Origin of the sequence: Paenibacillus sp. FSL R7-0026 (assembly GCF_038004485.1) — a bacterium.
Lineage (GTDB): Bacteria > Bacillota > Bacilli > Paenibacillales > Paenibacillaceae > Paenibacillus > Paenibacillus xylanexedens_A.
In genome coordinates this window covers 349,332-363,195 of sequence record NZ_JBBORG010000001.1, presented here as the reverse complement: position 1 = coordinate 363,195, position 13,864 = coordinate 349,332, and the positions used below count along the sequence as shown (strand labels likewise).

Genomic DNA, 13,864 nt, shown 5'->3' with positions numbered 1-13,864 from the left:
TTTATATTTAATATTCCATATGGCCTCATTCAGTCCTGTTTCAGGAAAAATCATTCTACATGCTTAACATTTAAATGCATTTCATGTACACCCTTCTCTTCCTACAACTAATTAGGGATAGGTATTCATCAAAATCATATATAACTGTCCAGCTTTTAATATATTTTAAAATTTTGGGCTGTTTCAATCCCAAGTGCACTCTGGATAAACGTATTAGCCACTTTCTCTACAGGTACGGGATTAAATCCAATAAAGAAATCCCTATATTTTTCCGCCGACTCTACAAACAGATTAGGACTAACCGAATTCAAACGAATGCCTCTTGGTAACTCAAACGCTGCCGCTTTGGCAAACGAATCAATAGCCCCATTGACCAGAGCACTTGATGCACCTTGCTCAATAGGGTGGTCTTGTATAATGCCACTGACCAGCGTGAAACTCCCCTTGTCGTTAATATAGTGCTGTCCAATCAATACGATATTGACCTGTCCAAGCAGTTTACCCTGCACACTAATCATATTGTTCTCAGGTGTAAGTTCTTCGAGTTTCGCATAATGGGTCTGACCCGCCGCCACAATGACGTAATCAATATTTCTCACCGTTTCAAAAAGGGTAGTAATACTCTCTGTCGATGTCATATCCACCTGAACATCCCCGGATTGTCTACCTGCCGTAATAACCTCAACGGAATAATCTCTCAGTTTCGCAACAACGGCTTTACCTAATGTTCCGTTTCCACCAATCACCAGAGCTCTTTTCATTACTGTTTGTCCTCCTTTATAAATAAATACGGTTAATCAGATACGAATTGTTCTATTTATTTAAACAAAGATTTCATCCTTAATCAAATGACAATTGCCCCTATTATAAATAGATTACACTTAACACAAAAAAAGCCTTTGCTATAAGCAAAGACTCTTCTATATGTTACTCGGAAGCGGGTGATGGGAATCGAACCCACGCTATTAGCTTGGAAGGCTAAAGTTCTACCATTGAACTACACCCGCAAATAAAAAAAATCGGGATGACACGATTTGAACATGCGACCCCCTGGTCCCAAACCAGGTGCTCTACCAAGCTGAGCTACATCCCGATACTTATGAGAATAATGGCGCGCCCTGAGAGATTCGAACTCCCGGCCTTTTGATTCGTAGTCAAACGCTCTATCCAGCTGAGCTAAGGGCGCAAATATTGGAGCGGAAGACGGGAATCGAACCCGCGACCCTCGCCTTGGCAAGGCGATGCTCTACCGCTGAGCCACTTCCGCAAAACATATGGTGCGGTCGAGAGGACTCGAACCTCCACGGGGGTTAGCCCACACGGACCTGAACCGTGCGCGTCTGCCAATTCCGCCACGACCGCAAAATATAATGGTGAGTCATGAAGGGCTCGAACCTTCGACACCCTGATTAAAAGTCAGGTGCTCTACCAACTGAGCTAATGACTCGTAATGAAATGGCTGGGGATATAGGATTTGAACCTATGCATGACGGAGTCAAAGTCCGTTGCCTTACCGCTTGGCTAATCCCCATTAAAAAATCATGGGGCGATCGAGGGGAATTGAACCCCCGAATGCCGGATCCACAAACCGGTGCGTTAACCACTTCGCCACGACCGCCATAGAGTAAGCCATTCATCCACTAAGAGAATCTTAGTATTAACAATTTTACTTGTAATATACATTCTATCACAAATTCAGATGTAAATACTAAAAATGGTGCCGGCGAGAGGACTTGAACCCCCAACCTACTGATTACAAGTCAGTTGCTCTACCAGTTGAGCTACACCGGCACGGTGTATATTTAATTAAAAAATGGCGGAACCGACGGGATTCGAACCCGCGATCTCCTGCGTGACAGGCAGGCATGTTAGGCCAACTACACCACGGTTCCAGATCACTTTCTCAAAGGAAAGTATAATTGCGGGGGCAGGATTTGAACCTGCGGCCTTCGGGTTATGAGCCCGACGAGCTACCGGGCTGCTCCACCCCGCGTCGTTATAAAATTATATGGTGGAGGCTGAGGGGATCGAACCCCCGACCCTCTGCTTGTAAGGCAGATGCTCTCCCAGCTGAGCTAAGCCTCCATATTATGACCCGTAGGGGATTCGAACCCCTGTTACCTCCGTGAAAGGGAGGTGTCTTAACCCCTTGACCAACGGGCCTTGCTAAAAAAATTATCTGGCGGAGAGAGAGGGATTCGAACCCTCGAGACGCTTGTGACGCCTACACGATTTCCAATCGTGCTCCTTCGGCCAGCTCGGACACCTCTCCATATGGCTCCCCGAACAGGGCTCGAACCTGTGACAACTCGATTAACAGTCGAGTGCTCTACCAACTGAGCTATCAGGGAATGGTGGAGCCAAGCGGGATCGAACCGCTGACCTCCTGCTTGCAAGGCAGGCGCTCTCCCAGCTGAGCTATGGCCCCATACACTGTGTATTTCATTGTTGTGGTCTTGCTATGGGCCCTGGTGGACTCGAACCACCGGCCTCACCCTTATCAGAGGTGCGCTCTAACCAACTGAGCTAAGGGCCCTAATATATATCCCTTATTCCTTAGCAAGGGGGGCAAAAAAAATACCCCAAAGGGAAATCGCTTGGCGGCGTCCTACTCTCCCAGGACCCTGCGGTCCAAGTACCATCGGCGCTAGAGGGCTTAACGGTCGTGTTCGGGATGGGTACGTGTGGAACCCCTCCGCCATCGCCACCAAACGCGGTGCTTACATTTCAGAGTGTTGTTCTCTGAAAACTAGATTCGAAACGAAACACGCGAATTATCACTTGCATATTTGGATAAGCCCTCGACCGATTAGTACTGGTCAGCTCCATGCATTGCTGCACTTCCACCCCCAGCCTATCTACCTCGTCGTCTTCAAGGGGTCTTACATACTGGGAAATCTCATCTTGAGGGGGCTTCACGCTTAGATGCTTTCAGCGTTTATCCCGTCCGTACATAGCTACCCAGCGGTGCTCCTGGCGGAACAACTGGTACACCAGCGGTACGTCCATCCCGGTCCTCTCGTACTAAGGACAGCTCCTCTCAAATTTCCTACGCCCACGACAGATAGGGACCGAACTGTCTCACGACGTTCTGAACCCAGCTCGCGTACCGCTTTAATGGGCGAACAGCCCAACCCTTGGGACCTACTTCAGCCCCAGGATGCGATGAGCCGACATCGAGGTGCCAAACCTCCCCGTCGATGTGGACTCTTGGGGGAGATAAGCCTGTTATCCCCAGGGTAGCTTTTATCCGTTGAGCGATGGCCCTTCCATGCGGTACCACCGGATCACTAAGCCCGACTTTCGTCCCTGCTCGACTTGTAGGTCTCGCAGTCAAGCTCCCTTATGCCTTTGCACTCTTCGAATGATTTCCAACCATTCTGAGGGAACCTTTGGGCGCCTCCGTTACTCTTTAGGAGGCGACCGCCCCAGTCAAACTGCCCACCTGACACTGTCCCCGCACCGGATTACGGTACCAGGTTAGAACCTAGATACGATCAGGGTGGTATCCCAACGTTGCCTCCACACAAGCTGGCGCTCATGCTTCAAAGGCTCCCACCTATCCTGTACAGATCGTACCCAAATTCAATATCAAGCTGCAGTAAAGCTCCATGGGGTCTTTCCGTCTTGTCGCGGGTAACCTGCATCTTCACAGGTATTAAAATTTCACCGGATCTCTCGTTGAGACAGCGCCCAAGTCGTTACGCCATTCGTGCGGGTCAGAATTTACCTGACAAGGAATTTCGCTACCTTAGGACCGTTATAGTTACGGCCGCCGTTTACTGGGGCTTCGGTTCACAGCTTCGGATTGCTCCTAACCACTCCCCTTAACCTTCCAGCACCGGGCAGGCGTCAGCCCGTATACTTCGCCTTACGGCTTCGCACAGACCTGTGTTTTTGCTAAACAGTCGCTTGGGCCTTTTCACTGCGGCCCCCTCGTGCTATTCACACTACCGGGGCACCCCTTCTCCCGAAGTTACGGGGTCATTTTGCCGAGTTCCTTAACGAGAGTTCTTCCGCGCGCCTTAGAATACTCTTCTCGCCTACCTGTGTCGGTTTGCGGTACGGGCACCTTCACCTGGCTAGAGGCTTTTCTTGGCAGTGTGAGATCATGACCTTCGCTACTACAATTTTCGCTCCCCATCACAGCTCAGCCTTACAATGTGCGGATTTGCCTACACATCAGCCTCACTGCTTAGACGGACATCCATCAGTCCGCGTCACTACCCTACTGCGTCCCCCCATTGCTCATAACGGCTTACGGTGGTACAGGAATTTCGACCTGTTGTCCTTCGACTACGCCTTTCGGCCTCGCCTTAGGTCCCGACTTACCCTGAGCGGACGAGCCTTCCTCAGGAACCCTTAGGCTTTCGGCGGATCAGATTCTCACTGATCTTTTCGTTACTCATACCGGCATTCTCACTTGTATAATGTCCAGCGCTCCTTACGGTACACCTTCAACCCTTATACAACGCTCCCCTACCCCTGATGCAAAGCATCAAGCCATAGCTTCGGTGGTGTGTTTAGCCCCGTTACATTTTCGGCGCAGAGTCACTCGACCAGTGAGCTATTACGCACTCTTTCAATGGTGGCTGCTTCTAAGCCAACATCCTGGTTGTCTGTGCAACTCCACATCCTTTCCCACTTACACACACTTGGGGACCTTAGCTGATGGTCTGGGCTGTTTCCCTTTTGACAATGGATCTTAGCACTCACTGTCTGACTCCCGGAAGTAAGTCTATGGCATTCGGAGTTTGACTGAGCTTGGTAACCCTTGCGGGCCCCGCACCCAATCAGTGCTCTACCTCCACGACTCTGTTTTCCGAGGCTAGCCCTAAAGCTATTTCGGGGAGAACCAGCTATCTCCGAGTTCGATTGGAATTTCTCCGCTACCCCCACCTCATCCCCGCATTTTTCAACATGCGTGGGTTCGGGCCTCCAGTGCGTGTTACCGCACCTTCACCCTGGACAGGGGTAGATCACCCGGTTTCGGGTCTACGTCCACGTACTATGTCGCCCTATTCAGACTCGCTTTCGCTGCGGCTCCGGCTCTTCACCTTAACCTTGCACGGGAACGTAACTCGCCGGTTCATTCTACAAAAGGCACGCCATCACCCCTAAAACGGGCTCTGACTTTTTGTAAGCACACGGTTTCAGGTTCTATTTCACTCCCCTTCCGGGGTGCTTTTCACCTTTCCCTCACGGTACTGCTTCACTATCGGTCGCTAGGAAGTATTTAGCCTTGGCAGATGGTCCTGCCGGATTCATACGGGGTTTCACGTGCCCCGCACTACTCGGGATCCGTCTCGGAGGGAACAGACTTTCAACTACAGGGCTTTTACCTTCTTTGGCGGGCCTTTCCAGACCTCTTCGCTTAACCGGTTCCTTTGTAACTCCATGTGAGACGTCCCACAACCCCAAAGAGCAAGCTCTCTGGTTTGGGCTTCTCCGCGTTCGCTCGCCGCTACTGACGGAATCACTATTGTTTTCTCTTCCTCAGGGTACTTAGATGTTTCAGTTCCCCTGGTATGCCTCTGCACAACCTATGTATTCAGTTGTGAGTAACTGGAAATTACCCCAGCTGGGTTTCCCCATTCGGACACCCCCGGATCAAAGCTTGCTTACAGCTCCCCGAGGCAGTTTCGTTGTTCGCCACGTCCTTCATCGGCTCCTAGCGCCTAGGCATCCTCCGTGTGCTCTTAGTAGCTTAACCATTGCGCTCGTTTCGGTTTCGGTCGCTCGCTTCCCTTGGTTTGGACTACGTCCAAATCCAAAAGTCGCTCCATTTCGATACCATCCAGCAATCTACCGTTTTTATTGAAACTTGTTTAACACAAGTTCAGCTAAAAAGGAATGTTCTAATTCGCGTTTGTTTCGTTTCGATATCTAGTTTTCAAAGAACAAGCTCCATGCAAAAGCAAGCTGTTTGAGAGTTTGAGCTCTCAAAACTGAGCAACGAGTGAGTAGTTTGTGCAGATCTAGTCTGCTATTTGAATGTTTCCGTTGCAGGAAACGATTCTCCATAGAAAGGAGGTGATCCAGCCGCACCTTCCGATACGGCTACCTTGTTACGACTTCACCCCAATCATCTATCCCACCTTCGGCGGCTGGCTCCTTGCGGTTACCCCACCGACTTCGGGTGTTATAAACTCTCGTGGTGTGACGGGCGGTGTGTACAAGACCCGGGAACGTATTCACCGCGGCATGCTGATCCGCGATTACTAGCAATTCCGACTTCATGCAGGCGAGTTGCAGCCTGCAATCCGAACTGAGACCGGCTTTGTTGGGATTGGCTCCATCTCGCGATTTCGCAGCCCGTTGTACCGGCCATTGTAGTACGTGTGTAGCCCAGGTCATAAGGGGCATGATGATTTGACGTCATCCCCACCTTCCTCCGGTTTGTCACCGGCAGTCTATCTAGAGTGCCCACCCGAAGTGCTGGCAACTAAATATAAGGGTTGCGCTCGTTGCGGGACTTAACCCAACATCTCACGACACGAGCTGACGACAACCATGCACCACCTGTCTCCTCTGTCCCGAAGGAAAGATACATCTCTGCATCGATCAGAGGGATGTCAAGACCTGGTAAGGTTCTTCGCGTTGCTTCGAATTAAACCACATACTCCACTGCTTGTGCGGGTCCCCGTCAATTCCTTTGAGTTTCAGTCTTGCGACCGTACTCCCCAGGCGGAGTGCTTAATGTGTTAACTTCGGCACCAAGGGTATCGAAACCCCTAACACCTAGCACTCATCGTTTACGGCGTGGACTACCAGGGTATCTAATCCTGTTTGCTCCCCACGCTTTCGCGCCTCAGCGTCAGTTACAGCCCAGAGAGTCGCCTTCGCCACTGGTGTTCCTCCACATATCTACGCATTTCACCGCTACACGTGGAATTCCACTCTCCTCTTCTGCACTCAAGTCACCCAGTTTCCAGTGCGATCCGGGGTTGAGCCCCGGGATTAAACACCAGACTTAAATGACCGCCTGCGCGCGCTTTACGCCCAATAATTCCGGACAACGCTTGCCCCCTACGTATTACCGCGGCTGCTGGCACGTAGTTAGCCGGGGCTTTCTTCTCAGGTACCGTCACCTTGAGAGCAGTTACTCTCCCAAGCGTTCTTCCCTGGCAACAGAGCTTTACGATCCGAAACCTTCATCACTCACGCGGCATTGCTCCGTCAGGCTTTCGCCCATTGCGGAAGATTCCCTACTGCTGCCTCCCGTAGGAGTCTGGGCCGTGTCTCAGTCCCAGTGTGGCCGATCACCCTCTCAGGTCGGCTACGCATCGTCGCCTTGGTGAGCCGTTACCTCACCAACTAGCTAATGCGCCGCAGGCCCATCCCCAAGTGACAGATTGCTCCGTCTTTCCAGTTTCCTTCAGGAGAAGAAAACAATTATTCGGTATTAGCTACCGTTTCCGGTAGTTGTCCCAAACTTGAGGGCAGGTTGCCTACGTGTTACTCACCCGTCCGCCGCTAAGTATCAAGGAAGCAAGCTTCCTATCAACTCCGCTCGACTTGCATGTATTAGGCATGCCGCCAGCGTTCGTCCTGAGCCAGGATCAAACTCTCCAATAAAGTATTGAAAAGAGCGATAAGCTCATTTTGAATCTGACGAGATTAAAAATCTCATTTTTGCTCCAGCCGATTCAAGCCAAGGCTTGTCTCAAACTTTTGCGTTCATTCTGCAAGCAGAATGTTTACTCACTCGTTGTTCAGTTTTCAAAGATCAAACTTGTTTCGTTACCGAATTTTGTTCTCTTCAGCAACTCTTATATAATATCATGTCCGAACCAACTTTGCAAGCTCTTTTTTTAAGTTTCTTTCGAAGCTTATTTCATTCGCTTGCCGCACCGTGTAAACCGTGTTTTCTTGGCCGGAATTAGAATATATCATGTACAGATTTCAATTGCAAGTCTTTTTTCAAAAATGATAATCAACCCACATCATCAGCACAATATGTAATCTGACGCTACTCTTAACTCTCAGCATCCTCATACGGCACTTCTAATATACATATCCATTAAACATAACCAGGGAAGCCACTTCCACTGCGAAGCAGTGAACAATTGATTGTGACTAGCCCTAGTCCTCGGAGATCTCAGTTTTCTTTCCTTCTATAATAGATAAGAAAGTATATTCCTTAGGCACAGCCTACATACTCCGCTTCACTTCTCAGTGCTTACAATATGCGCTTACCAAGTAACGAAGCGATCAGTTCCACACCAAGTCGTGCCGTATGTCTATTGTGATCAAACAACGGATTCACCTCAACCAGTTCCATCGACGTAACTTGATTTGTGGAAGCAAGTATCTCCAATGCATAATGTGCCTCTCGGTAATTCAAACCACCCGGTACTGGGGTGCCTACACCCGGAGCTTCCCGCGGATCCAGACAATCCATGTCGAAGCTGACATGAATACCATCTGTCCCTTTTCCCGCTGTAGCTATTGCTTCCTCAATAACTTGCTTTATTCCCATCCGGTCAATATCATGCATCGTAAATGCTCGGATTCCCAGTTCTTTAATCTGCTCTTTCTCATACTCATCCAAATCACGCAGACCAATATAGACCAAGTTGGAAGGATCAATAAACGCGCCTGCTCCAGTAATGTGCGACAGATTGAATGCAGTATGCCCCAAGGATGCAGCCACACTCATCCCATGCATATTACCGGACAAGCTGCGTTCTTCCGTATTCAAGTCTGCATGCGCATCAAACCAGATCACACCCAAATTCGAATAGTGCGCTGTTAGCCCGGCAAAAGTACCAATCGCTACACTATGATCTCCCCCAAGCACAAGCGGGAAAGCCCCCTCCTCTACTGCACCTGATACTTCAATACACACCTTCTCACTGACCTGACGTACCTCATTTAAGTGTTTTACACGATTCCGCTCAATAGGGGCAGCAGGTTCAGAAGGACAATCTACCCGCACTTCTTTGGAAAGCACTAGCCCAAGACTCGCAATCTCCCGCTTCAGTCCAGCTGTAATCAATTCATCAGGCCCCAACTCTGCTCCACCTCTTGCTCCACCGAGTCCAAAAGGAACCTTAATGATAGCAATATTACGCCGCACAGATGTTTGACTTGTATTAATGGAAGTATCTTTTATTCCACCATGTACATCATCATCATTTTTCATGTAGGTCAGCTCCCTCATTGTTGATCAACACCTGCTCAATTCTCTCCAGTGCCCAGTCAATCTCGGACTCTTTAATTATCAGTGGTGGAGCAAATCGGATGGTCGTCTCATGGGTTTCTTTACATAGCAAACCAGCAGACATCAATCGCTCACAATAGGGACGTGCTGATTCATGCAGCTCAACACCAATAAATAACCCTCTACCCCGAATATCCCGTATGGCTGAACTGCGAATATCTCGAAGTCTTTTCATAAAATAGTTCCCCAGATGCTCCGATCGCTCAGCAAGCTTCTCATCTTCAAGAACTTTCAGAGCTGCTATAGCCACGGCACAAGCGAGTGGGTTACCCCCAAACGTAGAACCATGAGACCCCGGCTCAAACAAATCAAGTATCTCCGCATCAGCAGCGATAGCCGAGATGGGCATGACTCCTCCCCCCAGCGCTTTGCCCATAATCCAGATGTCTGGTTCAACCCCTTCCCAGTCGGAGGCAAAACGGCGACCTGTTCTGCCAAATCCGGTCTGGATCTCATCAGATACAGTCAACACCTGCTGGCTCTTGCACAGAGCAAAAGCTTCTGCCAAATATCCATCAGGCGGGATAACGATTCCTGCTTCGCCCTGAATAGGCTCTACAAGAAAACCAGCCGTATTTGGCGTAATGGCCTGCTTCAACGCTTCAATGTCTCCATAGGGTATAATCCGGAATCCAGGTGTGAACGGTCCAAAATCCTTTTTATACTCCGCTGAAGAAGAAAAGGACGTAACTGTCAGAGTTCTTCCGTGAAAGTTACCAGAGCATACGATAATCTCGGCTTGATTTTCCGGTACACCTTTGCAACGATAAGCCCATCTACGTACCGCCTTCACCGCAGTCTCCACCGCTTCCGCTCCTGTATTCATGGCGAGAATCTTCGATTTCCCCGTGAATTGTGAGAGTTTCTGATAAAAAAGAGAAGCGGAGCTGCTGTGGAATGCCCGTGATGTCAGCGTAACCTGATCTGCCTGATCCTTGAGCGCCTGTATGATCACAGGATGTCTATGACCATGATTCAATGCAGAGTATGCACTTAGCATATCCATATAACGGCGGCCTTCAGGGTCTTCCACCCATACCCCTTCCGCCTGTTCAATAACAATAGGGAGCGGATGATAATTAGGTGCAGCATAACGCTCTGACCAATCAATTAACATTTTGGAATCTGACATACACACCCAACACCTTTCCAAAATATTGTATACAAAATACAATAACAATGTATGCGATGCCATCGCCATTTACGACTACATCTCTCTTTTTCCACTCCAGCCTAATCCAATCCTTTATCAATAGTTAGCGAGAAGTAGAAAGTCTACGTTCCAACCAAGAGAGCAAATTAGCCAGTGTAAATGTGATTATAAAATAGAGGCCGGCGGCAACAAGTAGCGGAGCGAGCGGCTGGAACGTAACACCCTGAATTGTTCTGGCCGTGTATATAATCTCGGCTATGCCGATCATGGAGACAAGCGAAGAATCTTTAATGATAATAATGAATTCATTGCCGATGGCTGGAAGCATGTTACGAAAAGCCTGCGGCAGTACAATATAACGAAGTGTCATACCATTTGTCATACCAAGGGAGCGCGAAGCTTCGATCTGTCCTTTATCAATCGCTTGAATCCCGGCCCTGAACACCTCCGCCATATAAGCCGAGCTATTCATCGTCAGAGCTACCACCCCCGACATAAATGCCGGCAAGTTCACACCTATAACCGTCAGACCATAATGAATAATAAGAATCTGTACAAGCATCGGTGTTCCTCGAATGAGTTCAATATACGCCGATGCCACAAATTTAATTGGCCATATTCGGGATATTCGCATTAGCGCCATGATTACACCCAGCAACGTACCAAACAATACACCGAAGAAGGAAAGTTCAAGCGTGACCCACGCACTTCGTGCATAATCCTGCCAATGTTCTAATAGAAAGGAAAAATCTAAATTCACGGCATATCCCTCACTCGTCCGGTTTATTCGCCGAGCATCTCATTCGCTTCAACGACGAACCGTTCAATATCTCCGTTCGTTTTGAGCTTTTCCAATGTAGCGTTGATCTGATCCAGCAGCTTCTGATTACCTTTCTTCACCGCGATGGCCGAACCACCCTCGTCTTCAGCCTGTTCAATCTCCACACCTGCAACAACAAGCCCCTCTTGGTTCTTCACATACTGTTCAGCCACCGGCTTCTCCAGGATGAGTGCGTCTACGCGCCCCGTCTGCAACTCCAGAATCAGTTCAGGTATTTTGGCCAGAGAAGTGAGCTTTGCTCCCTCTATTTCCTGAGCGATGCCTTCCTGAATGGAACTCTTTTGTACGCCAACCTGCTTGCCTGATAGATCATCTATGGACTTTAATGCCGTATCTTCCCCTTCTGTAACAAGGACAGCCTGCTCTGCATAATAGTAGATATCCGTAAAATCAACGTTCTTCTTTCGTTCCTCGGTAGGGGTTAAGCCTGATATTACAAAATCAACCTTATCTGTACCGAGGGCCATAAGAAGGCCATCAAAGTCCATGTCCTCAATCTTCAGCTCGGCTCCCAGATCAGCCGCAATTGCTTTCGCAATCTCGATGTCAAAACCTACGATAGTATCTTTACCATCGATTTTCTTATGAAATTCATAGGGTGCATAGTCCGCACTGGTTCCAAGTACAATTACTTCCTTTTCCGCAGAGCTACTGCCCGAAGACGAAGTAGCGTCTGATCCGGTCCCTGTCGTTTTTTCCTGCCCACATGCGGACATAAATACAACCACTAACAACAGCATCATTGGCAAAAGCACTTTTTTCACACATCATACCCCTATTCTTTTTTAGACTGAGTAGCATAATGATAAATTTGTATACAATATACATAAGACAATATATGGACTTATATGTAAGTAATACTAACAAATATTTTGGCTTATCACAATCATTATTTAAACATTTATACGCTTTAATTCCATAAAATGTTCTATATATAACACGGCATTTACATCGGCTGAGACATGAAGTTTGCTTGCCCAACTTCCCCCTCGGTGTTAAGATGATAAAAACTTGAAACGCCTGAACGGCGCGCACAGTACGGCCTCAAACCCATCTATTCATTCACTATACATAGAAAGGAGGATTCGGTATGGAGGTACCCAAATACCGGTCCTTGAAAGATCACGTATACGATTACATTGCCCAGAAGATTCAGGACGGGACGTTACTTCCCAACCAGAAGATCAACGAGGCCGAAATATGCAAAAAGCTGGACATCAGTCGCACGCCTACTCGGGAGGCCCTTTTCCAGCTGGCTTCAGACAATCTGCTGCAATACATCCCACGCAGGGGATTTATTGTCACTCCTTTTGATGCAGGCAAAAAACTGGAGTTCTCCCAAGCGATTGGTGTGCTGGAGGCACTCGCTGCCACACTTGCAGCAGACCATCTCAGACCATCTGAACTTTTGGAGATGGAAACTCTCGTTGTCCGAATGGACGAAGATATCAGCCAACTTGATCTTGCTGCCTACAACAAGAACCAATATCAGTTCCATAATCTGTACATTCAGCGATGTGGTAACGCCACAGTCATTGAGATGTTAAACACATTGAAGAACAGTTTCATCCGGCAGTCGTATGTTAGTGATAATAAACCAAAGCTATCTGAGGTACTGCTCGAAGTTAATGAAGAGCACCGGCAAATTTTAAGTGCTTTTCGAGCCAAGGATAAGAGCCAACTGGAAGCCCTGCTCAAACACCACTGGCGGATTATCGACAACGATATGCTGTAGTACATTCTGTCGAAACAAACCAAAGGCAACCCACACGATTGTGTGAGTTGTCTTTTTCCTATTTTTCCTTTTTGACTTCCAACGGTGCCCTAGCCGCAAAAACAGCATACCCCAACTTTTTGCCGTATTTCGCGAGCAACCGATCATTGGTTTGACTCATTCGCTGCATACGTTCATCCTCAAACCAATTCATATCGATCTCGCGATGTGGATCATGATCAACGCCCCATTTTCCCATTGATCGTGAATGTTCTTTAACTTCAACCTTGGTGAAACCACACTGTTTCAGGCGTTTTCTCCATGCTGTCGCCGTTACCAGAGTTCGTATACCGTAAAATTGCTTTAATCCGCGATACATCAATTCGGTCTTCTGGCCTGATAGAACCATCTCCCGATCTACCAAAAGTCCAGCGGGCTTCAACACTCTTCTATACTCAGTTAGCGCACTCCGCCATGGGGTAAAGATTGTAACCGACTCCACGAATACCATATCAAAATGATTTTCCGGGAAAGGCAACGATGCTACATCAGCCTGAACAAATCGAACATCCACCCGTTCTCGTCTTGCTCGCCGAACGGCCTTATCCAGCATCTGGCGATTAAGATCAATGGCCGTTACTTGATAACCCCTTTTAGCCAGGTAACACGCAGTCCTCCCAGTGCCACATCCTATCTCAAGGATATGACTATCCACAGGCAGAGATAAACTCTCCAGCAACTTCAGCGTTGCCAAAAATCCTCCGGGATGGGCACTCCCCTCCCCTAACCGAGCCAGCATGTCATGATAATCCACGCGACATCCCCTCCTCACTCCTCCCATTGTATGGAGCGGATTCAAAAACGGCTCCTCCCCATTCGATTTTCCGGGTACTCGTCCATACCAATTGGTCTTCTTTTTACTATGATATA

At 48.4% G+C, this 13,864-nt stretch carries 7 protein-coding genes, 17 tRNA genes and 3 rRNA genes; 1 reads left to right on the top strand and 26 read right to left on the bottom strand.

All coding sequences use genetic code 11. The features are described from left to right. Window positions 1–155: 155 nt before the first annotated feature. From MKY44_RS01805 to MKY44_RS01685, 25 genes are all read right to left on the bottom strand, one after another. Window positions 156–761: a short chain dehydrogenase gene (locus MKY44_RS01805; protein WP_341005826.1), complete on the bottom strand. Its 606-nt coding sequence runs from the start codon at window positions 759–761 to the stop codon at window positions 156–158. A gap of 175 nt (window positions 762–936) precedes the next feature. Continuing rightward, window positions 937–1,007, bottom strand: a tRNA-Gly gene (locus tag MKY44_RS01800). 12 nt (window positions 1,008–1,019) lie between these two features. Further along, a tRNA-Pro gene (locus MKY44_RS01795) sits at window positions 1,020–1,093 on the bottom strand. A gap of 16 nt (window positions 1,094–1,109) precedes the next feature. Continuing rightward, window positions 1,110–1,186, bottom strand: a tRNA-Arg gene (locus tag MKY44_RS01790). A gap of 6 nt (window positions 1,187–1,192) precedes the next feature. Then, window positions 1,193–1,267 (bottom strand) — tRNA-Gly (locus MKY44_RS01785). Between the two features lie 8 nt (window positions 1,268–1,275). Then, a tRNA-Leu gene (locus MKY44_RS01780) sits at window positions 1,276–1,362 on the bottom strand. 9 nt (window positions 1,363–1,371) lie between these two features. Beyond that, window positions 1,372–1,447 (bottom strand) — tRNA-Lys (locus tag MKY44_RS01775). Window positions 1,448–1,456: 9 nt separating this feature from the next. Beyond that, window positions 1,457–1,531, bottom strand: a tRNA-Gln gene (locus tag MKY44_RS01770). 11 nt (window positions 1,532–1,542) lie between these two features. After that, a tRNA-His gene (locus MKY44_RS01765) sits at window positions 1,543–1,618 on the bottom strand. 97 nt (window positions 1,619–1,715) lie between these two features. Next, a tRNA-Thr gene (locus MKY44_RS01760) sits at window positions 1,716–1,791 on the bottom strand. A 23-nt stretch (window positions 1,792–1,814) separates the two neighbouring features. Then, a tRNA-Asp gene (locus MKY44_RS01755) sits at window positions 1,815–1,892 on the bottom strand. Window positions 1,893–1,919: 27 nt separating this feature from the next. Next, window positions 1,920–1,993 (bottom strand) — tRNA-Met (locus MKY44_RS01750). Between the two features lie 16 nt (window positions 1,994–2,009). Next, window positions 2,010–2,085, bottom strand: a tRNA-Val gene (locus tag MKY44_RS01745). 6 nt (window positions 2,086–2,091) lie between these two features. Next, a tRNA-Glu gene (locus MKY44_RS01740) sits at window positions 2,092–2,163 on the bottom strand. A 17-nt stretch (window positions 2,164–2,180) separates the two neighbouring features. Then, window positions 2,181–2,272 (bottom strand) — tRNA-Ser (locus MKY44_RS01735). A 3-nt stretch (window positions 2,273–2,275) separates the two neighbouring features. Beyond that, window positions 2,276–2,351: transfer RNA gene (locus MKY44_RS01730), tRNA-Asn, on the bottom strand. 1 nt (window position 2,352) lies between these two features. Next, window positions 2,353–2,428: transfer RNA gene (locus MKY44_RS01725), tRNA-Ala, on the bottom strand. Between the two features lie 34 nt (window positions 2,429–2,462). After that, window positions 2,463–2,536, bottom strand: a tRNA-Ile gene (locus tag MKY44_RS01720). Window positions 2,537–2,595: 59 nt separating this feature from the next. After that, window positions 2,596–2,712: ribosomal RNA gene (rrf, locus tag MKY44_RS01715) — 5S ribosomal RNA — on the bottom strand. A gap of 77 nt (window positions 2,713–2,789) precedes the next feature. Beyond that, a 23S ribosomal RNA gene (locus MKY44_RS01710) occupies window positions 2,790–5,713 on the bottom strand. Between the two features lie 313 nt (window positions 5,714–6,026). Continuing rightward, a 16S ribosomal RNA gene (locus MKY44_RS01705) occupies window positions 6,027–7,578 on the bottom strand. Together the 16S, 23S and 5S rRNA genes with 17 tRNA genes alongside form the textbook arrangement of a ribosomal RNA operon. 604 nt (window positions 7,579–8,182) lie before the next feature. Further along, window positions 8,183–9,148: an arginase gene (gene rocF / locus MKY44_RS01700; RefSeq protein WP_341005825.1), complete on the bottom strand. Its 966-nt coding sequence runs from the start codon at window positions 9,146–9,148 to the stop codon at window positions 8,183–8,185. Next, window positions 9,138–10,358: an ornithine--oxo-acid transaminase gene (locus MKY44_RS01695; protein ID WP_341005824.1), complete on the bottom strand. Its 1,221-nt coding sequence runs from the start codon at window positions 10,356–10,358 to the stop codon at window positions 9,138–9,140. Before MKY44_RS01695 ends, rocF begins: the two co-directional genes overlap by 11 nt. A 124-nt stretch (window positions 10,359–10,482) precedes the next feature. Then, on the bottom strand, window positions 10,483–11,139 hold the full coding sequence (locus MKY44_RS01690) for an amino acid ABC transporter permease (RefSeq protein WP_341005823.1): 657 nt from the start codon (window positions 11,137–11,139) through the stop codon (window positions 10,483–10,485). A gap of 23 nt (window positions 11,140–11,162) precedes the next feature. Next, the gene (locus MKY44_RS01685) at window positions 11,163–11,984 is read right to left on the bottom strand and encodes a transporter substrate-binding domain-containing protein (protein ID WP_341005822.1); all 822 of its coding nucleotides are present in this window, start codon (window positions 11,982–11,984) and stop codon (window positions 11,163–11,165) included. A gap of 326 nt (window positions 11,985–12,310) precedes the next feature. On the opposite strand from MKY44_RS01685, the gene MKY44_RS01680 reads away from it, so the two are divergent. Then, window positions 12,311–12,955 (top strand): GntR family transcriptional regulator, encoded by a 645-nt coding sequence (locus MKY44_RS01680; protein ID WP_338590119.1) that lies wholly within the window; start codon window positions 12,311–12,313, stop codon window positions 12,953–12,955. Window positions 12,956–13,013: 58 nt separating this feature from the next. Here MKY44_RS01680 and MKY44_RS01675 read toward each other — a convergent pair whose 3' ends face one another. Continuing rightward, window positions 13,014–13,748 carry a class I SAM-dependent methyltransferase gene (locus MKY44_RS01675; protein ID WP_341005821.1) on the bottom strand — a complete coding sequence of 245 codons (735 nt, stop codon included), beginning with the start codon at window positions 13,746–13,748 and terminating at the stop codon, window positions 13,014–13,016. Window positions 13,749–13,864: the final 116 nt, after the last annotated feature.